The organism is Mesorhizobium sp. P2_C5_2 (genome assembly GCF_056404535.1).
In genome coordinates, this window is the sequence record NZ_JBFUDV010000001.1 from 1,256,250 (window position 1) to 1,275,833 (window position 19,584).

Sequence of the window (19,584 nt, forward strand, 5' to 3'; positions counted from 1 at the left end):
ACGCTTGTTCCCGTTTCAATCCGCGGAAATATCGCATGATCGACGAACCCAGTAAAACGCCAGCCGGAGCGGATGACGACGCGCCGCCAAAAGAGCTGACACCGGCCGCCCGCCGCGCGCTGGCCGAGGCTAAGGCGCGCCGTGATGAGTATCGCCAAAAGGAAGCGGCGCTGCCGAAAGAGCTCGGCGGCCGTGGCGGAAAGGAACCCGGCCGCTACGGCGACTGGGAGGTCAAGGGCCTGGCAACCGACTTCTAAGGCTAACCTAAGCCGCGCTGCGCCGCGCCTCCAGCGTCATCCAGCCGCTGTCATCGATAGCGATGGAGACGGCGTCGTAGCCGGCAATCGCGGCATGCTGCGTCTTCATTGGATGCTGGTGGGTGGCGCTTATCACCATCACCGACGCTCCTGCTGCCTCCGCCGCCGCGATGCCGGCCGGCGCATCCTCGAAGACCAGGCAGTCGGCTATATCGACGCCAAGCCGTTTTGCCGCGAGCAGGAAACAGTCCGGCGCCGGCTTGCCGTGGGACACGTCCTCGCCCGCAACCATTAGGGCCGGAACCGGGATGCCGGCCGCCTGCATGCGCAGCAGCGCCAGCGGACGCGGCGCCGAGGTGACGATCGCCCAGCGCTCGGGCGGCAGCGCGTTGAGGAACGGCACGGCGCCGGCAATCGGCAGCACGCCTTCGACATCGTCCGATTCGGCCTGCAGCAGCACCAGCGCCTCATGCACCGGGTCGACGCCGGGAAGCGCCAGTTTGGTGATGGTCTCGACCGCCCGCACGCCATGGATCGTCGGCAGGAAGGCTTCGACGTCGAGCCCGTGCTTGCGCGCCCACGCCGCCCAGACCCGTTCGGCCGAAGCGATCGAATTGAGCACCGTGCCATCCATATCGAACAGGAAGGCGGCGAATTTTCTGCCAGCAAACATCAAATTTTCCGGATTGTTTTCGGGAGGGTCAAAGCATGTCGCTTGACCGTAACGCCATGGCATCTGCCTGGGAAGCCGCGGGAGAACCTTTTCGATAGTTCCAGGGAACCATGGTCCCGCTTCTGGCGTTGAGCTAACTGTTTTCCACGATCACCGAAGGGGGGAACCGCGATGCTGATCAGGCTCGGCTACGAAATCGCCATTGAGTGCACGGATGCCACGCCGGTCATCTCGCTGCTCGAAATCCACAGGGATCGCCAGGCCGACATCAAGCGGCAGACGCGCGTGCTGACCTCGCCTTCGGTGCCGAGCAAGGTCTATCACGACCTGTTCGGCAATGCCTGCCGCCGCTTTGTCGCTCCCGCCGGCAATTTCCGCATCCTCTACGACGCCGCCGTCAAGGACAGTGGCGAGCCCGATGAGGTCAACACGTTGGCCAGGGAAGTGCCGGTAGCGGAACTGCCGGACGATGTGCTCGGCTATCTCCTTGGCAGCCGCTATTGCGAAACCGATCATCTCGGCGGCCTGGCCTGGCAGCTTTTCGGCCATGTTCCCTCGGGCTGGGCGCGGGCGCAGGCGATCGTCGACTATGTCCACAACCGGCTGTCCTTCGGCTATGGCTATGCCCGGCCGACGCGGACCGCCGCACAGGCTCATGAGGAGCGCGTCGGTGTGTGCCGCGACTTTGCCCATCTGGCGATCACGCTCTGCCGCTGCATGAACATCCCGGCCCGCTATGTGAACGGCTATCTCGGCGACATCGGCGTGCCGGTCGATCCGGCGCCGATGGATTTCTCCGCCTGGTTGGAAGTGTTCCTCGACGGCAAATGGTACACGTTCGACCCCCGCCACAACCGACCGAGGATCGGCCGCGTCGTTATCGCGCGCGGTCGCGACGCGACGGATGTGCCGCTGCTGCACAGTTTCGGCCCACATCGGCTCAGCCTGTTCAAGGTCTGGACCCATGAGCAGGAAGGCAAGCTGTTCAACCCGCCCTATCACGGCGTCGACAAGACCATCAGCGCGCGGATGCTGGGGTAACCCCGGTCGCCGCCGGGATTCTGATCCGCTTCGACACACTGCATCTTTTCGACATCTGTGCCGGATCGGGACCGGGATTCCGCATGCGGTGGATCATGGTAAGCGCTTCGTAAACAAAGTTTCTTCGGTGAATTTCTGTTTACCGGACGTTCACCTTGTGGCGATGCCGAGCTCAGCAAAAACAACAACTTGAACGATGGCGGGCGGCTTTCGCGAAAGCGTCTGCGCGATCCGGCCGGAATCCTGCATTGGCCTTCCTGCGGCGACGAGGCCGGGGCGAGCGGAGGCTGAAGGATGCGGAATTACGGGGGTCTTGTTCACGCGGCTGGCGTTTTCACCAGGGATCGCAGTGGAAGTTTCGCGGTGCTGTTCGGCCTTGCCGCCTCGGTCCTGGCGCTCGGCGTCGGCTTTTCCGTCAACATCTCCCAGATCTATAACGCCAAATCGAGCCTGCAGGGCGTGGTCGATGCCGCTGTCACCTCGACCGCGCGCGACCTGACCACCGGGGTAATCAGGGAAGCCGATGCCAACAAGTCGGTGCAGGCCTTTCTCGACGCTAACAGCATGGCTGGCATACTGCAGGCCAACCAGATCGTTCTCGACAAGCTCACCGTCGACAAGACCGCCAATACGGTCAAGGCCGATGCCCATGTCGATGTCGGGCTCTACTTTCCGCTGTTCAGCGTCGGCGACATGCAGCGCGTCGGCGCCTCGACCACGGCGCTCTATTCCGACAAGACCATCGAGGTTTCGATGATGCTCGACGTTACCGGCTCGATGGCCGGCCAGAAGATCAAGGATTTGAAGACGGCGGCAAGCAATGCCGTCGATGCCTTCCTGACCGGTCAGGACTTGTCCAAGCCGCGGGTGCGCGTCGCCATCGTGCCCTACGCCAACTCGGTCAATGCCGGCGCGCTTGCCGCCAGCAGCGTGTTTGTCGAAACCAAGTCCAGCCAGCGCAAGCAGGCGCCCGGCAATGACGATCCGCAATCCGTCTCGTCATCGACGCGTCCGGACAATTGCGCCACCGAGCGCAAGGGCGCCAATCAATACACGGATGCGGGTCCCGATGTCGGCATGGTCAACCGCGACTATTTCCTGTCGGGCTTCGCGCACAACACCAACACGGCGGCCTGCCCGGCCGCAGCGCTGATGCCGCTGACGGCCGACGCCAACGCGCTCAAGACCGTGATCAAGAATTTTGCCGCTTCGGGCGGCACCGCCGGCCATATCGGCGTGCAGTGGGCCTGGTACATGCTGTCGGAAAACTGGGGCAGTGTAATGAAGGCCTCGCAGCGGCCGGCCAAAATGGACCCGAAGAAGGTCGCCAAATTTGCGATCCTGATGACCGACGGCGAGTTCAACCTGTCCTATTTCGACGCCAGCAGCGTCGACCAGGTCTATAACGACGCCGGCAAGGAACCGACCCGTACGGCAGCCAAGACCTTGTGCGGCGCCATGCGCAACAAGGGCATCGAGATCTTCACCATCGGCTTCGATCTCACCGAGAAGAACGCCAAGGCCACCTTGCTGGATTGCGCCAGCCCGGACACCGGCAGAATCAAGCATTTCTACCAGGTTGCCAGCGGCACAGAACTCAACGATGCCTTCCAGACCATTGCCCGCAACATCGAGAATTTGGCGCTGACCAACTAGCCGTCTCTCAGGCTCAAAAGGAAAAGGCCGCCGCTTCTTGACGAAGCCGGCGGCCTTCCGTGTTTCCGTCCATGGCGCGGCCGATGGTGGCGACCGAAGTCACCCACCGCGCTTCTCGCGCCTTAACGGGAAGACTGCTTCCCGAAAGTGCAATCCGCTGAGGCCACGTTCTGGAAAACGAAATCACTCGACATCGGATCACCTCCTTTCGATTTGTTGAACACATCCTCATGATGGGGTGCGTTGCAGCAAAAGACAAGGTGTCTGTCTGAAATAGGACGGGCAGCCCGGCTTCCACGCGCGGCGGGTTGCGGTCGGCCGGCCGGGCGGGCAAACTCCTGCCGGGGGACCAGCATTCGGAGAAATGGTATGGAAGCAGCGGAGAAGGCTGCGCGCATCGTGCGAACGGTGATCGAAACGCTGAAGCCGGGTTTTGCCGTCAGGCTGTGGACCGGCGAGCGGATCGGTCCCGCCACCGGTCCCGTGCTCACCATCAACGACCAGGACATCGTCTGGCAGGTGGTGAAGCGGCCGTCACTGTCGACGCTGATCGAGATGTGGATTTCCAAGACGATCGACATCGAAGACGGGACGATTTTCGATTTCTACGCTTTGCCGTCGCAAGGCAAGCTCAGGACCAAGATCAAGTCGCTGCCGAAGCTGGCGATCCTGCGTGACCTGCCTGCCGTGCTTTTGTCACGCAAGCAGATGAGCGCGCGCACCGATCTGTCGGGGCGCAATCCCTATGTCAGCGGTTCGAGCCAGGAAGCGATCCAGCATCACTATGACATTTCGAATGCCTTCTACCGGCTCTTCCTCGACGAGCGCATGGTCTACAGCTGCGGCTATTTCAAGGATTTCGCCAACGGCATCGACCAGGCGCAGGCCGACAAACTCGACCATATCTGCCGCAAGCTCCGGCTGAAGCCGGGCGAAAAGCTGCTCGACATAGGCTGCGGCTGGGGCGCCATGCTGATCCATGCGGCGAAGAATTACGGCGTGATCGGCCACGGCGTGTCGCTGTCGCAGGCCCAGACCGATCTCGCCCGCGAGCGCATTCGCGCCGAGGGGCTGGAAGACCGCATCACCATCGAGATCAAATCCTATGCCGATCTCACCGGCTCCTTCGACAAGATATCGTCGATCGGCATGTTCGAGCATCTCGGCCTCGCCAACCATGCGACCTATTTCAAGACCGTCCATCGCCTGCTGAAACCGGGCGGCATCTACCTGCACCACGCCATCACAAGGCGCAGCAAGGGCGATTTGAAGAAAACCCTGCGCAAGGGGCCGGAGTTCAAGGCGCTGCTCAAATACATTTTCCCGGGCGGCGAACTCGACACGATCGGCATGACGCTCGGCAATTTCGAGGCGCATGGCTTCCTTGTCTACGATGTGGAGAATTTGCGCGAGCACTATGCGCGCACCTGCCGGCTGTGGGCCGAGCGGCTGCAGGCCCGATTCGACGAGGCGGTCGCCGAAGTCGGCGAGGCCAAGGCGCGGCTCTGGCTGCTCTATCTCACCGGCTGTTCGATCACCTTCGAGCGCGCCTCGGCGCAGATTTTTCAGACCGTCGTCACCAAACGCGCGCGTGGGCCAAGCGGCCTGCCGCCGACACGGGCGGATTTGTATCGGTAATCCTCAGAGAAACCGCATCGTCGCGCCGATCTCGACGCGGGCGGGTTGGTCGACCGTGCAGTAGACACCGAGATTGTGCGCGTTGTGGCGGACCAGATTGCGCAGGATGCCGGGATCGTTATCGAAGCCGTCCTGGCTGATGATGGTGAAGCCGCAGCGGCGGCATGGCGCGGAAATGGTCAGCATGAGATCGCCGATGGCGAGCTTGTGGCCGATCCATTCGGTCTCGGGGAATGAGCCTGCGACCGCCGCCATGTCGACGACGATGTTGGGTCGGAAGCGGCGCGGATCGGGGACACCTTCGGGGTGCAGTGCCTTCAGCCGCGCCAGCGATGCGGTGGTCAAGAGATGGATCGGCGCCTTGCGGTAGCGCTCGGTGGTCAGCGGGCCGGTGTAGCCGGGCGCGTTGTCCTGGCTGAACGGCCGGATCGAGGCGGCGAAGCCGAGATAGGCCGAGACGGCGCGGTCGCATTCGGCGCCAGGTGCTGCCAGCCAGTCGCCGTCGGGGACGGCGATCTCCAGCTTCCGGTCGTTGCTCAGCCTTGTGCGGATGCGCGGCACCTTGTGCCATTTCGCATCGCGGTCGGGCCGCGCGATCTCATTGTCCGAGACATCGACGAGACCGAACAGTCGGTCGCCGTCGATGGTCTCCAGACCGACCGAGATCGCGTCCTGGCGTTCGCCGGCGAGCGAGCTCGCGGGATAGCGCCAGAGTTCGATGACGGAGCCGACCTCAGCCATTTTGCGTCCTGACAATCCTGGACCGAATGACCGTCAGCTCTTCTTGTTTTGCCGGTTGGCGATCAGATCGTCGACCACGGCCGGATCGGCCAGGGTCGAGGTATCGCCGAGCGCGGAAAAATCGTCCTCGGCGACCTTGCGCAGGATGCGGCGCATGATCTTGCCGGAGCGCGTCTTCGGCAGGCCGGGCGCGAACTGGATCTTGTCGGGCGTGGCGATGGCGCCGATCTCCTTGCGGACATGGGCGACGAGCTCCTTGCGCAACTCCTCGGTCGGCTCGACGCCTTTCATCAAGGTGACGTAGCTATAGATGCCCTGGCCCTTGATGTCGTGGGGATAACCGACCACGGCGGCCTCCGAGACCTTGTCATGGCTGACGAGTGCGGATTCGACTTCCGCCGTGCCCATGCGGTGGCCGGAGACGTTGATGACGTCGTCGACGCGGCCGGTGATCCAATAGTAGCCGTCGGCGTCGCGGCGGCAGCCGTCGCCGGTAAAATATTTGCCCTTGTAGGTGGAGAAATAGGTCTGCACGAAGCGGTCATGGTCGCCATAGACGGTGCGCATCTGGCCGGGCCAGGAATCGGTGATGCAGAGATTGCCGTCGGCCGCCCCTTCCAGCACCTTGCCCTCACCGTCGACCAGCTGCGGCTTGACGCCGAAGAAAGGCCGCGTCGCCGAGCCGGCCTTGAGGTCGGTGGCGCCGGGCAGCGGCGTGATCAGGATGCCGCCGGTCTCGGTCTGCCACCAGGTGTCGACGATCGGCACCTTGCCGTTGCCGACGACGTTGAAATACCACTGCCAGGCTTCCGGGTTGATCGGCTCGCCGACCGAGCCCAGCACGCGCAGCGATTTGCGCGATGTCTTCTTAACCGGCTCGTCGCCGGCACCCATCAGCGCGCGCAGCGCCGTCGGTGCGGTGTAGAAGATGTTGACCTTGTGCTTGTCGATGACTTCCCAGAAGCGCGACTGCGAGGGGTAGTTCGGCACGCCCTCGAACATCAGCGTGGTGGCGCCGTTGGCGAGCGGGCCATAGACGATGTAGCTGTGGCCGGTGACCCAGCCGACATCGGCGGTGCACCAGTAGATATCGCCGTCATGGTAGTCGAAGACATACTGGTGGGTCATCGAGGCATAGACGAGATAGCCGGCGGTGGTGTGCAGCACGCCCTTCGGCTTGCCGGTTGAGCCTGAGGTGTAGAGGATGAACAGCGGATCCTCGGCCTTCATCTTCTCCGGCTTGCAGTCGCCCTTCACGGTCGCGGTCTCGTCATGGTACCAGACGTCGCGCCCGGCCACCCAGCCGATCTTGCCGCCGGTGCGGCGCACGACCACCACCTTTTCGACCTTGGTGCCGGCCTTGGCCGCGATCTCGATCGCCTTGTCGGTGTTTTCCTTCAGCGGGATCGGCTTGCCGCCGCGCAGGCCCTCATCGGCGGTGATGACGAAAGTCGACTTGCAGTCGTCGATGCGGCCGGCCAGCGCGTCCGGCGAGAAGCCGCCGAAGACGATCGAATGGATGGCGCCTAGCCTAGTACAGGCCAGCATTGCATAGGCCGCTTCCGGGATCATCGGCATGTAGATGGTGACGCGGTCGCCCTTCTTGACGCCGTGTTTCTTCATCACATTGGCCAGCCGGCAGACGTGCTCGTAAAGCTCGTTGTAGGTGACCTTCTTGTCGTCGTAGGGGTTGTCGCCTTCCCAGATGATGGCGGTCTGGTTGCCGCGCTTCTTCAGATGGCGGTCGATGCAGTTGTAGGAGACGTTGGTCTCGCCGTCCTCGAACCATTTGATCGAGACCTTACCGTCGAAGGAGGTGTTCTTGACCTTGCTGAACGGCTTGAACCAGTCGATGCGTTTGCCGTGCTTGCCCCAGAACTTGTCCGGATTTTTCACGCTGTCGGCATACCATTTCAGGTAGGTATCGTTGTCGATCAGCGCGTTCTTCTTCCACGCCGGCTGGACGCGGTGGACATGAACCTCGGACATTTCTTAGCATTCCTCCCGAACCGTTCCGTCGGCTTGGCACCAACGGTTTCACGGCGACGCAGCCGCGAATTCGGCGGCATTATTAACAGTTCCGCGCCGACGGCAACATTAGACGTTGGATTCGCGTGGCGGGATGCCGCAGTTCCTGTTTCTGGTTGTGTCAGCACTCGGACGCGGTCGCTGCTAACTGCATGTTTTCGCGCGGAAAACCCGTTCAGGATCAGGAAAAATCAATAGACAGTTAAGGAACGGCGCGCACAATTGGGTGTTGGGAGGAATGGAGAATCAACCGGGGGACCGCCCAAGGGGACTGCCATGCGCGACCATTCCGAAATGGACCTGATGCTCAAGGGGTATGGCCTGACCACGGCCAAGATTCTGTATCACTTTCCCGACCACCCGCATCTGCTGCAGAGCTTCATCTGGCAGGATTACGATCTGGCACCGACGTTTCCGGTGCTGATCAAATTCATCGAGTTCTGGCAGGCCAAGCTGGACGGGCCGCTGCATTCGGTCAGCTATACGCATCAGAAGCTGATCGCGCCGAATGAGTGGCGGAAGGTGGATGGGGAGTTCGTGCTGCACTAGGGCTGCGGCTTCGGAGCCGTTGAGGTCGGCGATCTACGGCGCCCCCTCTGTCCTGCCGGACATCTCCCCCACGAGGGGGAGATCGGCAGTTCCGCCGATAGCGCTATCCTTTTTGCGTTGGAGATTGGCGAAAGCCGAAGTGACATCCAATCTCCCCCCTCGTGGGGGAGATGTCCGGCAGGACAGAGGGGGGCGCTGTCCCGCTAACCTTTGGCTTCAATAGTCCGACGCCCTCACACCGCCGACGGATTCAGCCGGGCAAAGCCTTCCTGGCGGCGATAGGGGAAGTACGGGTAGGGCGCGGTGACTTCGCTTGCGGCGTCGAGCTTTTTGATCTGCTCCGGCGTCAACGCCCAGCCGACGGCGCCGAGGTTCTGGCGCAGCTGCTCTTCGTTGCGGGCGCCGATGATGACGGAGGATACGGTCGGGCGCTGCAGCAGCCAGTTGATGGCGATCTGCGGCACGGTCTTGCCGGTCTCTTGCGCCACCGCATCGAGCGCATCCATGACCCGGTAGAGATGCTCGTCCGCGACCGGCGGGCCGAAATCGGCCGTGTCGTGCAGCCGGCTCTTTTCCGGCAGCGGCTGGCCACGGCGGATCTTGCCGGTCAGGCGGCCCCAACCAAGCGGGCTCCACACCAGCGCGCCGACGCCCTGGTCGAGGCCGAGCGGCATCAGTTCCCATTCATAGTCGCGGCCGACCAGTGAATAGTAGACCTGATGGGCGGCATAGCGGGGGTAACCGTGCTTGTCGGCCTCGGCCAGCGACTTCATCACTTGCCAGCCGGAGAAGTTGGAAACACCGACATAGCGCAGCTTGCCCGAACGCACGAGGTCGTCCAGCGTGCGACAGCACCTCCTCAACCGGTGTGCCGGCATCGAAGGCGTGCAGCTGCAACAGGTCGATGTAGTCGGTGCCGAGGCGCTGCAGTGCCGTGTCCACAGCCTTGATCAAGCGCGAGCGCGACGAGCCGTAGTCGGCCGGGCCGTCGCCCATCGGCAGCGACGTCTTGGTCGAGATCAGCACGGCATCGCGGCGGCCTTTGATAGCCTCGCCGAGCACCTCTTCCGAAGCGCCGTTCGAATAGACATCGGCCGTGTCGAACAGATTGACGCCGGCTTCGAGGCAGATGTCGATCAGCCGCCGCGCCTCGCTGGCGTCACTGCTGCCCCAAGCGCCGAACAGCGGGCCGGAGCCGCCGAAAGTGCCGGCACCGAAGGAGAGTGCCGGGACCTTGAGGCCCGATGCGCCAAGACGTCGATAGTCCATTTTGTGTCCTTTCAAGTGCGAGCTGAAGCATTGGATGCGTCGCTCAGTTTTTGACCAGTGTGGCAAGGTCGATGGCGTCGGCCATAGCCTGGTTTCCCTTGGCGCCCGGATGCAGATGGTCACCGGAATCGAATTCGGGCAGCAAGCGTGTCGGATGCGCCGGATCGCGCAGCAGCAGGTCGAAATCGACCACGGCGTCGAAGGCGCCGCTGGTCCGGATCCAGTTGTTGACCTTCTGGCGCAGTGCGTCCTTTTCCGGCGTGTAGTAGGCATCGAGCGGCGTCCCGCTCAACGCGCCTTCGAAGGGCGTCAACGTGGCGCCGACAATGCTGAGATTATGGGCATGGGCCTGGGCGGCGAGTTGCAGGTAGCCGCTTATCAAGGTTTCGAAGGCGGGCAGGGATTTTTCGCTCACGAAGGGCGTGCCTGGCCAGCTGATGTCGTTGATGCCGATAAGCAGGATCACCGCCTTGGCGCCGGGCTGGGCCACGACATCGCGATCGAAGCGAGCGGATGCCTTCACGCCCATGGCGTCGTCCAGCAGCCTCGCACCGGATATGCCGGCGTTGAGCACAGCCATCTGTTTCGGGGCGAGGCGAGCGGCCAGGAAGTCGGGCCAGCGGTTGTCCGCATCCAAAGTGGCGCCGGCGCCGTCGGTGATCGAATCGCCGATGGCGATGACGGCGCCGTCATTTGCCGGGGCGTCGACCAGGATTTCGCTGAGCAGGATACGTGCGTCAGTTGTCTGCGTGGCCGCGAATGCATCTGAAGCCGTCTGATTGCCGTCGCCGACATAGGCAGTCTGCTTGCCGTCCCAATGAAAGGTGGCGAGACGCGTTTCCTGCGGCAGATAGACTGAGACAGAAAGCCGGCTCAAGGCATCGAGGGGCATGTCCACCGGGTCGCTGATCAAAGATGTGCCCGGCGCGATTGCGGCCTTGGCCTGTCCGCCAAAGGTCAGCGCGCGATCGGTGCCGGGGACGATTTTCGACCCCTCACCGGCGACTGCCACACGGGCCTCACCGATCTGGACCGGCGTGGCGGCATACTCGTTCGACAGGACGACACGGAATTTCTCGCCACCAAGGCTGATCCGGACCGTCTGGCGAATGGTCTGGTTCTCAAGCTGCGGCGGTATCTTCACCGGCAAGGCAAAATCGGCGCCCCATGTCGATTGCGGACTGGCCAGCCAGGTGCCGACCCACGCCTGCTTTTCGCCGGCTATCGCCGGATCGAACATCAGCGACGCCGCCAGGGCGAGCGCAACGAGCTTCAAATGCCTGACCGCATTGGCAATGATGGCGTAGCGAACCGGATCTCTGCTGTTGGTCACAACGGTCTCTCCTGTTGGGTTCGTGTCTAGGCTTCTGTCGGGCAGGGATGTTTCGGAGTCGCGGTCACTCCGCGGCGCTTGGGCAGACGGCGACCGGCGCCAATCGCCCGCCGTTTCTGTCGAGACGCAGCGCCAGGGCGGCGACGCCGAGGGCCGCGACCGGCAGCAAGGCGGCGACCCAGGTCAGCGAGCCGAGGCCAAGGCCATGGGCGATGACTGCGCCGCCAAGCCAGGCGCCGGCGGCATTGCCGAGGTTGAAGGCGGCGATGTTGAAGGACGAGGCGAGGCTCTGGCCCGCACCTTGTGCCTTTTCCAGCACCCACATCTGCAGCGGCGCCACGGTGGCGAAGGCAGCGGCGCCGAGCAGGCCGACATAGATGACGGCCAGGACCTGGCTGTGGACGGCAAAGGTCATGGTGGCCAGCACCAGCGCCAGCACGACGAGACTGCCGAGCACGGCCGGCACCAGCCAGCGGTCGGCGACCTTGCCGCCAAGCAGATTGCCGACGATGAGACCACCACCGAAGACGAGCAGGATCGGCGACACGGCGGCTTCCCTAAAACCGCTGATTTCGGTGAGCACCGGGGCGATGTAGGTGAAGACGGCGAAGACGCCGGCATAGCCGAGCACGGTGGTGGCAAGGCCGAGCAGCACCGGCGTGCGGCGCAGCACGGCGAGGTCGGCGCGCAAATTGGTCTTTTCGGGTGAGGCCTCACTACGCGGCACCAGAAGCAGGATCACTGCGAAGGCGGCGAGGCCGACCAGGGTTACCGCCCAGAAGGTGGCGCGCCAGCCGGAGGCCTGGCCGAGCCAGGTGCCGAAGGGCACGCCGAGAATGTTGGCAATGGTCAGCCCGGTGAACATCAGCGCGATCGCCGAGGCCTTCTTGTTGGGCGCGACGAGGCCGGTGGCGACCACCGAGCCGACGCCGAAGAAGGTGCCATGGGCAAAGGCGGTGATGATGCGGGCGCCCATCAGCGTCCAATAATCGGGCGCCAAAGCACAGGCGAGGTTGCCAAGCGTGAAGATCGCCATCAGCGCCAAGAGCACGGTCTTGCGCGGCCAGTTGCCGGTGGCGATGGTCAAAAGCGGCGCGCCGATGACGACGCCGAGCGCATAGCCGGAAATGAGCTGGCCGGCGGCCGAGATCGAGACGCCGAGATCTTTGCTGACATCGAGCAGCAGACCCATGATGACGAATTCGGTGACACCGATGCCGAAGGCACCAGCGGCGAGGGCATAAAGAGCGAGAGGCATGGCGTTTTCCAGTTCGACAATGACGAGCGCCCTGTCCAAACCCGCGCCCCGACCCGAAAGATCGTGCTCCCACGCCTTGTGAACCAGACTTGCCTTAGGCATATTTCCTGTGAAATAGATTCACAGATGGCCAGACCCGACATCAACCGCTCCGGCGAGATCGAAGTGTTCGTGCGCGTCGTCGAGGCGGGCAGCTTTTCGGCCGCGGCGCGGGCGTTGCGCATGACACCGTCGGCAGTGAGCAAATTGATCGCGCGGCTGGAAGCGCGACTGGGTGCGCGACTGGTCAGCCGCTCGACACGCAAGCTGCAACTGACGCCGGAAGGCACGGCCTTCTATGACAGCGGGCTGCGCATCCTGGCCGACATGGCGGCGGCCGAGCGCGAGGCCGCGGTGGGTGCGGCGCCGCGCGGACGGCTTCGGGTCAACAGCTACGTGCCGTTCGGGGTGCATAGGCTGATCCCGCTGCTGCCGCGCTTCCTCGAACGCTATCCCGAAATTTCGGTCGATATGGTGCTGACCGACAGCGTCATCGACCTGATGCAGGAGCGTGCCGACGTCGCCATCCGCGCCGGACCGCTCGGTGAGTCGCGGCTGGTGGCGCGCAAGCTCGGACAAAGCCGGATGGCGGTCGTTGCAGCGCCTTCCTACCTCAGGACGCATGGCACGCCGCTGACACCAGCCGATCTCGACAAGCACAATCGCATGGCTTTCGGCTTTGTCCGGCATGTCGATGGCTGGCAGTTTGTCGATGCAGCCGGCAACGCGATCATGGTTCCCATCGTGGGAAACACAGTGGTCAGCGATGGCGAGTCGATGCGGCTGATGGCGGTTGGCGGCGCCGGCATCGCCAGGCTGGCGCATTGGCATGTGGCCGATGACATTGCGGCGGGCCGGCTGACGGCGCTGCTGGAGGATTTCAATCCCGGCGACGAGGAGCCCACCCACGCCGTCTATGTCGGACAGGGCCGGCATTTGCCGGCACGGGTGCGGGCCTTTCTCGACTTTCTGGTCGAGAGCGTGCGGATGGCCTGAAAACATTCGGGAGCCAGTTGGCTCCCGAAGCATCAGACTAGGTGAGACAGATTTACTTCTTCGGTACGAACGGCGCCGGGCGGCGGCCGGCGCCCTGACGCTCCAGCATCCAGCCGGGATATTCGGCCGGCAGCGCGCTGACCTCATCCAGTTTGGCAAGATCGTCGGCGTCGAGTTTTACCTCGGCAGCGGCAAGGTTCTGTTCGAGCTGCTCCATGCGGCTGGCGCCGATGATGACGCTCATCACGAAGGGCTTGGCCAGGACATAGCCGAGCGCCACGGTGGCGACGCTAACGCCGTGTTTCTGGGCAATCCCGCGCATGACGGCGACGGCTGCCCAGGCGCGGTCCTCGTTGACCGGCGGGAAGTTGAAGGCGGCACGGCGGCCTTCGCCATTGCCGGGCGCGCCGGGGCCGTATTTGCCGGACAGCAGGCCGCCGGCCATCGGCGACCACACCATCAGGCCGAGCTTCTCCTCGTTGATGAGCGGCACGATCTCGCGCTCGAGGTCGCGACCGGCGATCGAATAATAGGACTGGATGGTCTCGAAACGGGAAAAGCCCTTACGCTCGGCAATGCCCAGCGCCTTGGCGATACGCCAGGCCTGCCAGTTGGAAACGCCGACATAACGCACCTTGCCGCTGGCGACGAGATCGTCGAGCGCCCGCAGCGTCTCGTCGATCGGCGTCGCCGTGTCGGTGCCATGCAGCTGGTAGAGATCGATATGGTCGAGCTGCAGCCGCTCGAGGCTGCCCTCGACCGAATCCATGATGTGGCCGCGCGACGAGCCGCGTTCGTTCGGGCCCTGGCCCATGGCGCCATGCACCTTGGTGGCGATGATGACGTCCGAGCGCTTGACGCCGAGATCCCGGAGCGACTGGCCGAGCAGGCGTTCGGAGTCGCCGAACGAATAGACGTCGGCGGTGTCAAAGAAATTGACGCCGGCGGCGAGGGAGCGGGCAACGATGTCGTTGACGCCCTTCTGGTCGAGGCTGGCGATCAGGCCCCATTGGGCATTCTCGCCGGCGGCGCCGAAGGTCATGGTGCCGAGGCAGAGTTCGGAGACGAACATCCCCGTATTTCCGAGTTGATTGTAGCGCATGGTGGCGGCTCCAGCAGAATTGTGATGACGCCAAGCATATAGGAACGGACCGTTTCGTTTCTAGTGGTGGCGCAGCGACCTTGCCAAGCTGGCCTAAAGCTTGCGGCCTGTCAGCGGCTGCCGAAGATCGCCGAACCGACGCGGACGCTGGTGGCGCCGAAGGCGATGGCCGTTTCGTAGTCGCCGGACATGCCCATCGACAGTTTGGCGACACCGGCCTCCTTGCTGAGCTTTTCCAACAGCGCGAAATGCGGGCCGGGGTTTTCGTCCGCCGGTGGGATGCACATCAGGCCTTCGATGGCCAGCCCATGGACATCGCGGCAGCGGGCGACGAAGGCGACGGCGTCGCGCGGCTCGATGCCGGCCTTTTGCGGCTCCGAGCCGGTGTTGACCTGGACATAGAGCTTTGGCGCGCGGCCCTGGCGCACGATCTCTTTGGCGAGCTCGGCGGCGATCTTCTCGCGGTCGACCGTCTCGATGACGTCAGCCAAAGCGACGGCTTCCTTCGCCTTGTTCGACTGCAGTGGGCCGATCAGATGCAGCTCGATGTCGGGGAATTCCTGTTTCAACGCCGGCCATTTGGCCTGCGCCTCCTGCACGCGGTTTTCGCCGAAGACGCGCTGGCCGGCTTCGATGACCGGGCGGACGGCCTCGGCTTCGAAGGTCTTCGACACGGCAACCAGCGTCACGTAACCGGCGTCGCGGCCGGCCTCGCGCTCGGCGGTGGCGATCCTCGTCTTGACGGCGAAAAACTGTTCGACGGCGCTGGCCATGCCTATATCCTGCCTGTCTTAATCGTCTTGGCCGGCTCGCCGCAGTTGACGGGTCCGGCAATCCATGGTGAACACCGCGACGACATTTACCTCGGCCACCGGGCCTTGTCCGGCGGTCTGCGCCTGCTTTTAAGTGAAAATCATCCGATGGCAACCGAACGATACAATCCGCGCGCGTCAGAGCCCAAATGGCAGAAAGCCTGGGCTGAAAAGAAGCTGTTCGAGGCGCATAACAACGACCCGAAGCCGAAATACTACGTGCTGGAGATGTTCCCCTATCCGTCGGGGAAGATTCATATCGGCCACACCCGCAACTACACGATGGGCGACGTGGTGGCGCGCTACAAGCGGGCCAAGGGTTTCAACGTGCTGCACCCGATGGGCTGGGACGCTTTCGGCATGCCGGCCGAAAATGCCGCGATGCAGAACAAGGTCCATCCCAAGGAATGGACCTACGCCAACATCGCCGCCATGCGCGAGCAGCTCAAGATGATGGGCCTGTCGCTGGACTGGGCGCGTGAGTTCGCCACCTGCGACGTCGACTATTACCACCGCCAGCAGATGCTGTTCCTCGATTTCGTCGCGAAAGGGCTGGTGACGCGCAAATCCTCCAAGGTCAATTGGGACCCCGAGGACATGACGGTGCTCGCCAACGAGCAGGTCATCGACGGCCGCGGCTGGCGTTCGGGCGCGCTGGTCGAGCAGCGTGAGCTGACGCAGTGGTTCTTCAAGATCACCGACTACGCGCAGGACCTGCTGGATTCGCTCAACGGTCTCGGCGAGTGGCCGGAAAAGGTCAAGCTGATGCAGCAGAACTGGATTGGCCGCTCGGAAGGGCTGCTGATCCGTTGGCCGCTGGCCGCCCCAAGTTCTAGCAAGATTGGTGGCGACACGAACGAGCTGGAAGTCTACACGACCCGGCCCGACACCATCTTTGGCGCCTCCTTCATGGCGATCGCCGCCGACCATCCGTTGGCCAGGAAGGCCGCCGAAAACAATGTCGAGCTGGCCAAGTTCATCGACGAGGTCCGTCATATGGGCACCTCGGTGGCCGCACTGGAGACGGCCGAGAAGAAAGGCTTCGACACCGGCATCCGCGTCGTCCACCCGTTCGACGACTCCTGGACGCTGCCGGTCTATGTCGCCAATTTCGTGCTGATGGAATATGGCACCGGCGCCATTTTCGGCTGCCCGTCGGGTGACCAGCGCGACCTCGACTTCGCCAACAAATATGGCCTGCCGGTCATCCCGGTGGTGATGCCGGAAGATGCCGACGCCAAGACCTTCCAGGTCACGGAAGAGGCCTATGTCGATGATGGCGTGATGATCAATTCACGCTTCCTCGACGGCATGAAGCCAGATCAGGCATTCGACGAAGTCGCAAAACTGCTGGAGCAGAAGACGATCGGCGGCCGGCCGATGGCCGAGCGCAAGGTGAACTTCCGCCTGCGCGACTGGGGCATTTCGCGCCAGCGCTACTGGGGCTGCCCGATCCCGATGATCCATTGCGAGGATTGCGGCGTGGTGCCGGTGCCGAAGGCCGACCTGCCGGTCAAGCTGCCCGACGACATCGAGTTCGACCGGCCCGGCAACCCGCTCGACCGTCATCCGACCTGGCGTCACGTCAAATGCCCGCAATGCGGCAAGGATGCGCGGCGCGAGACCGACACGATGGATACGTTCGTCGATTCGTCCTGGTATTTCGCGCGCTTCACCGCGCCCTGGGCCAATGAGCCGACCGAGCCCAAGGCTGCCGATGATTGGCTGGCGGTCGACCAGTATATTGGCGGCATCGAGCACGCGATCCTGCATCTGCTCTACTCGCGCTTCTTCACCCGCGCCATGCGCGAGACCGGGCATCTCGACCTCGCCGAGCCGTTCAAGGGCCTGTTCACGCAAGGCATGGTGGTGCACGAGACCTACCGTGTCGGTGGCGCCTCGAACAATGGGCGCTGGCTGTCGCCGGCTGAGGTCAGGATCGAAGACGTTGGCGGCAAGCGCCGCGCCATCGAGATCGCCACCGGCGAAGAGGCGGCGATCGGCTCGCTCGAAAAGATGTCGAAGTCGAAGAAGAACACGGTGAGCCCGGAAGACATCACCGACGGCTACGGCGCCGACACCGCGCGCTGGTTCATGCTGTCGGATTCGCCGCCCGAGCGCGACGTCGAATGGACCGACGATGGCGCCGCCGGCGCGCATCGCTTCATCCAGCGCGTCTGGCGCCTGGTGTCGATCGCCGCCGAAACGCTCGACGGCGTCAGGCCGCAGGCGGCGAAGGATGGCGAGGCCGGGGCTGTTTCCAAGGCCGCGCACAAAATCCTGAAGGCCATTGGCGAGGACATCGAGAAGCTCGGCTTCAATCGCGCCATCGCCCGCATCTACGAACTGGCCAATGCGCTGACCACGCCGCTCAACGACGTTGCCGAGGGCAAGGCCGATGCGGCGCTGAAAGGCGCCTGCCGCCAGGCGGTGGAGATCTTGGTGCATGTGGTCGCGCCGGTCATGCCGCATCTGGCGGAGGAGTGCTGGCACACGCTGGGCGGTACCGATCTGGTCGCCGAACGGCCGTGGCCGGTCTACGATCCGGCGCTGGTCGTCGACAATGAGATCGTGCTGCCGGTCCAGGTCAACGGCAAGAAGCGCGGCGATTTGACAATTGCCCGCGACGCGGACCAAGGTGCGGTCGAAAAAGCGGTGCTGGCTCTCGACTTCGTGCAGAAAGCGCTGGAAGGTAAGGCGCCCCGCAAGGTGATCATCGTGCCGCAGAGGATCGTCAATGTCGTTGCCTGATCTGAAAGAGACGACGCGTTTGCTGCGCCGTGCAGCGCTGTACGGCATGGTCGCCTCGCTGGCGCTGGTTTCGGCCTGCACGGTCAGGCCGCTCTATTCGAGCGCGCCGCTGACGGCCGGCTCCACGGTCAGCGCTTCCGCCGAAATGGCGTCAATTGCCGTCAAGCCGGTCAAGACCCGCTACGCCCAGCAGGTCCGCAACAATCTGATCTTTGCCTTTGGTCAAGGCGCCGGCGAGCCGCCGTCGCCGGTCTACATGCTTGATCTCGGCGTCACCGAACTGGTCGAATCGGCAGCGCAAGTGCAGATCCAGACCGACGAGGACGAGCCGACCGCAGGCACGGTGACGTTGACCGCGAACTATGTGCTGACCGATGCCAAGACCGGCGCGGTCATTGCCACCGGCAAACGCTCGATCCCGTCATCCTTCGACAAGCCGACGCAGGAGTTCGCCTCCTACCGGGCGCAGCTCGACGCAGAGAACCGCGCCGCGCGCGAACTGGCTGAAATGGTGAGCCTGTCGGTCGCCCAGGATCTTGTCAGGCACGGCAAGAAAGCCTGAGAGACCGTTTGGAAATTCTACTCCGGCGGCCATCTGATGGCGTTTTCTGCGCTTCCGGTGCTCACGGACGCAAATGTCCGCTCCGCTCCGGTTCTCGAAACCACCACCATATGACTCGCCATAGCGAATTTCGAAACGGTCTCTGAGCGCATCCCGCTTTGCTGATCACAACAAAAAGGCCGGTTTCCCGGCCTTTTTCGTTGATACCGAAGCCTGATCTCAGCCGATCTTCTGGCCGGTCTTGGCCCAGTCGGCGAGGAACTGTTCGAGGCCCTTGTCAGTCAGCGGGTGCTTGACCAACGCCTTTAGCGTCGCTGGCGGAGCGGTGATGACATGGGCGCCGATCAGCGCGGCCTGCTTGACGTGGTTCACCGTGCGCACCGACGCGGTCAGGATCTCGGTCGGATAGTCGTAATTGTCATAGATTTGCTTGATCTCGGCGATCAGTTCCATGCCGTCCGAGCCGGTGTCGTCGATGCGGCCGACGAAGGGCGAGATGAACGAGGCGCCGGCCTTGGCGGCGAGCAGCGCCTGGTTGGCCGAGAAGCACAGCGTCACATTGACCAAGCGGTTCATCTCGGTGCGGATCGTCCTGCAGGCGCGCAGGCCGTCCAGCGTCAGCGGCACCTTGATGCAGATATTGTCGGCGATCTTGGCCAGGATCTTGGCCTCGGCCATCATGTCCTTGTATTCGGTGGCGACGACCTCGGCCGAAACCGGGCCCTTGACGATGTCGCAGATCTGCTTGGTGACTTCGGCGATCTTGCCGCCGGATTTCAGGATCAGCGACGGATTGGTGGTGACGCCGTCGAGCAGCCCCAGGTCGTTCAGTTCCTTGATGTCCTTGATGTCAGCGGTGTCGACAAAAAATTTCATGGG

16 protein-coding genes and 1 pseudogene are annotated in these 19,584 nt (G+C 63.4%); 8 read left to right on the forward strand and 9 right to left on the reverse strand.

Annotation, left to right across the window (positions count from 1 at the left end; translation table 11 throughout):
- Positions 1-35 precede the first annotated feature (35 nt).
- On the forward strand, positions 36-257 hold the full coding sequence (locus AC1D1B_RS06025) for a DUF1674 domain-containing protein (protein ID WP_477330223.1): 222 nt from the start codon (positions 36-38) through the stop codon (positions 255-257).
- Between the two features lie 7 nt (positions 258-264).
- Here AC1D1B_RS06025 and AC1D1B_RS06030 read toward each other — a convergent pair whose 3' ends face one another.
- Positions 265-930 carry an HAD-IA family hydrolase gene (locus AC1D1B_RS06030; protein WP_477330225.1) on the reverse strand — a complete coding sequence of 222 codons (666 nt, stop codon included), beginning with the start codon at positions 928-930 and terminating at the stop codon, positions 265-267.
- Between the two features lie 171 nt (positions 931-1,101).
- Here AC1D1B_RS06030 and AC1D1B_RS06035 point away from each other — a divergent pair, with 171 nt between their 5' ends.
- The 3 genes from AC1D1B_RS06035 to AC1D1B_RS06045 all read left to right on the forward strand — a co-directional run bounded on the left by AC1D1B_RS06035 (position 1,102) and on the right by AC1D1B_RS06045 (position 5,265).
- The gene (locus tag AC1D1B_RS06035; protein ID WP_477330227.1) at positions 1,102-1,971 is read left to right on the forward strand and encodes a transglutaminase-like domain-containing protein; all 870 of its coding nucleotides are present in this window, start codon (positions 1,102-1,104) and stop codon (positions 1,969-1,971) included.
- A gap of 294 nt (positions 1,972-2,265) precedes the next feature.
- Positions 2,266-3,627 (forward strand): pilus assembly protein TadG-related protein, encoded by a 1,362-nt coding sequence (locus AC1D1B_RS06040; RefSeq protein ID WP_477330229.1) that lies wholly within the window; start codon positions 2,266-2,268, stop codon positions 3,625-3,627.
- A gap of 369 nt (positions 3,628-3,996) precedes the next feature.
- The gene (locus tag AC1D1B_RS06045; RefSeq protein ID WP_477330231.1) at positions 3,997-5,265 is read left to right on the forward strand and encodes a class I SAM-dependent methyltransferase; all 1,269 of its coding nucleotides are present in this window, start codon (positions 3,997-3,999) and stop codon (positions 5,263-5,265) included.
- Between the two features lie 3 nt (positions 5,266-5,268).
- On the opposite strand, the gene AC1D1B_RS06050 is transcribed toward AC1D1B_RS06045, so the two are convergent.
- Positions 5,269-6,006 carry an MOSC domain-containing protein gene (locus AC1D1B_RS06050; protein ID WP_477330233.1) on the reverse strand — a complete coding sequence of 246 codons (738 nt, stop codon included), beginning with the start codon at positions 6,004-6,006 and terminating at the stop codon, positions 5,269-5,271.
- A gap of 33 nt (positions 6,007-6,039) precedes the next feature.
- Positions 6,040-7,995, reverse strand: a complete 1,956-nt coding sequence (acs, locus tag AC1D1B_RS06055) for an acetate--CoA ligase (RefSeq protein WP_477330235.1) — start codon at positions 7,993-7,995, stop codon at positions 6,040-6,042.
- Positions 7,996-8,310: 315 nt separating this feature from the next.
- Here acs and AC1D1B_RS06060 point away from each other — a divergent pair, with 315 nt between their 5' ends.
- The gene (locus AC1D1B_RS06060; protein ID WP_477330237.1) at positions 8,311-8,583 is read left to right on the forward strand and encodes an usg protein; all 273 of its coding nucleotides are present in this window, start codon (positions 8,311-8,313) and stop codon (positions 8,581-8,583) included.
- A gap of 233 nt (positions 8,584-8,816) precedes the next feature.
- On the opposite strand, the pseudogene AC1D1B_RS06065 reads toward AC1D1B_RS06060, so the two are convergent.
- The 3 genes and pseudogenes from AC1D1B_RS06065 to AC1D1B_RS06075 form a co-directional block, all read right to left on the reverse strand.
- A pseudogene (locus AC1D1B_RS06065) lies at positions 8,817-9,852 on the reverse strand (aldo/keto reductase).
- Positions 9,853-9,895: 43 nt separating this feature from the next.
- Entirely contained in the window at positions 9,896-11,185 is a 1,290-nt protein-coding gene (locus tag AC1D1B_RS06070; RefSeq protein WP_477330238.1) for an SGNH/GDSL hydrolase family protein, read from the reverse strand.
- Between the two features lie 64 nt (positions 11,186-11,249).
- On the reverse strand, positions 11,250-12,443 hold the full coding sequence (locus tag AC1D1B_RS06075; RefSeq protein ID WP_477330240.1) for an MFS transporter: 1,194 nt from the start codon (positions 12,441-12,443) through the stop codon (positions 11,250-11,252).
- Positions 12,444-12,569: 126 nt separating this feature from the next.
- Between AC1D1B_RS06075 and AC1D1B_RS06080 the strand changes: the two genes are divergently transcribed.
- Entirely contained in the window at positions 12,570-13,478 is a 909-nt protein-coding gene (locus AC1D1B_RS06080) for a LysR family transcriptional regulator (RefSeq protein WP_477330242.1), read from the forward strand.
- A 52-nt stretch (positions 13,479-13,530) separates the two neighbouring features.
- Here AC1D1B_RS06080 and AC1D1B_RS06085 read toward each other — a convergent pair whose 3' ends face one another.
- Together AC1D1B_RS06085 and AC1D1B_RS06090 are read right to left on the reverse strand one after the other, a co-directional pair.
- Positions 13,531-14,580 carry an aldo/keto reductase gene (locus AC1D1B_RS06085; protein ID WP_477330244.1) on the reverse strand — a complete coding sequence of 350 codons (1,050 nt, stop codon included), beginning with the start codon at positions 14,578-14,580 and terminating at the stop codon, positions 13,531-13,533.
- Between the two features lie 110 nt (positions 14,581-14,690).
- The gene (locus AC1D1B_RS06090) at positions 14,691-15,353 is read right to left on the reverse strand and encodes a YggS family pyridoxal phosphate-dependent enzyme (RefSeq protein WP_477330245.1); all 663 of its coding nucleotides are present in this window, start codon (positions 15,351-15,353) and stop codon (positions 14,691-14,693) included.
- Between the two features lie 147 nt (positions 15,354-15,500).
- Here AC1D1B_RS06090 and leuS point away from each other — a divergent pair, with 147 nt between their 5' ends.
- Together leuS and lptE are read left to right on the forward strand one after the other, a co-directional pair.
- Positions 15,501-18,143 (forward strand): leucine--tRNA ligase, encoded by a 2,643-nt coding sequence (gene leuS / locus AC1D1B_RS06095; RefSeq protein ID WP_477330247.1) that lies wholly within the window; start codon positions 15,501-15,503, stop codon positions 18,141-18,143.
- Positions 18,130-18,705 (forward strand): LPS assembly lipoprotein LptE, encoded by a 576-nt coding sequence (gene lptE / locus AC1D1B_RS06100; RefSeq protein ID WP_477330249.1) that lies wholly within the window; start codon positions 18,130-18,132, stop codon positions 18,703-18,705. The genes leuS and lptE overlap by 14 nt, the downstream gene beginning before the upstream one ends.
- Before the next feature lie 219 nt (positions 18,706-18,924).
- Here lptE and fsa read toward each other — a convergent pair whose 3' ends face one another.
- Positions 18,925-19,581: a fructose-6-phosphate aldolase gene (fsa, locus tag AC1D1B_RS06105; protein ID WP_477330251.1), complete on the reverse strand. Its 657-nt coding sequence runs from the start codon at positions 19,579-19,581 to the stop codon at positions 18,925-18,927.
- Positions 19,582-19,584: the final 3 nt, after the last annotated feature.

What these genes read in the sequence shown, in the direction of transcription:
- AC1D1B_RS06025 (WP_477330223.1), top strand. Translation starts at nt 36, where the DNA reads ATGATCGACGAACCCAGTAAAACGCCAGCCGGAGCGGATGACGACGCG.
- AC1D1B_RS06030 (WP_477330225.1), bottom strand. Translation starts at nt 930, where the DNA reads ATGTTTGCTGGCAGAAAATTCGCCGCCTTCCTGTTCGATATGGATGGC.
- AC1D1B_RS06035 (WP_477330227.1), top strand. Translation starts at nt 1,102, where the DNA reads ATGCTGATCAGGCTCGGCTACGAAATCGCCATTGAGTGCACGGATGCC.
- AC1D1B_RS06040 (WP_477330229.1), top strand. Translation starts at nt 2,266, where the DNA reads ATGCGGAATTACGGGGGTCTTGTTCACGCGGCTGGCGTTTTCACCAGG.
- AC1D1B_RS06045 (WP_477330231.1), top strand. Translation starts at nt 3,997, where the DNA reads ATGGAAGCAGCGGAGAAGGCTGCGCGCATCGTGCGAACGGTGATCGAA.
- AC1D1B_RS06050 (WP_477330233.1), bottom strand. Translation starts at nt 6,006, where the DNA reads ATGGCTGAGGTCGGCTCCGTCATCGAACTCTGGCGCTATCCCGCGAGC.
- acs (WP_477330235.1), bottom strand. Translation starts at nt 7,995, where the DNA reads ATGTCCGAGGTTCATGTCCACCGCGTCCAGCCGGCGTGGAAGAAGAAC.
- AC1D1B_RS06060 (WP_477330237.1), top strand. Translation starts at nt 8,311, where the DNA reads ATGCGCGACCATTCCGAAATGGACCTGATGCTCAAGGGGTATGGCCTG.
- AC1D1B_RS06075 (WP_477330240.1), bottom strand. Translation starts at nt 12,443, where the DNA reads ATGCCTCTCGCTCTTTATGCCCTCGCCGCTGGTGCCTTCGGCATCGGT.
- AC1D1B_RS06080 (WP_477330242.1), top strand. Translation starts at nt 12,570, where the DNA reads ATGGCCAGACCCGACATCAACCGCTCCGGCGAGATCGAAGTGTTCGTG.
- AC1D1B_RS06085 (WP_477330244.1), bottom strand. Translation starts at nt 14,580, where the DNA reads ATGCGCTACAATCAACTCGGAAATACGGGGATGTTCGTCTCCGAACTC.
- AC1D1B_RS06090 (WP_477330245.1), bottom strand. Translation starts at nt 15,353, where the DNA reads ATGGCCAGCGCCGTCGAACAGTTTTTCGCCGTCAAGACGAGGATCGCC.
- leuS (WP_477330247.1), top strand. Translation starts at nt 15,501, where the DNA reads ATGGCAACCGAACGATACAATCCGCGCGCGTCAGAGCCCAAATGGCAG.
- lptE (WP_477330249.1), top strand. Translation starts at nt 18,130, where the DNA reads ATGTCGTTGCCTGATCTGAAAGAGACGACGCGTTTGCTGCGCCGTGCA.
- fsa (WP_477330251.1), bottom strand. Translation starts at nt 19,581, where the DNA reads ATGAAATTTTTTGTCGACACCGCTGACATCAAGGACATCAAGGAACTG.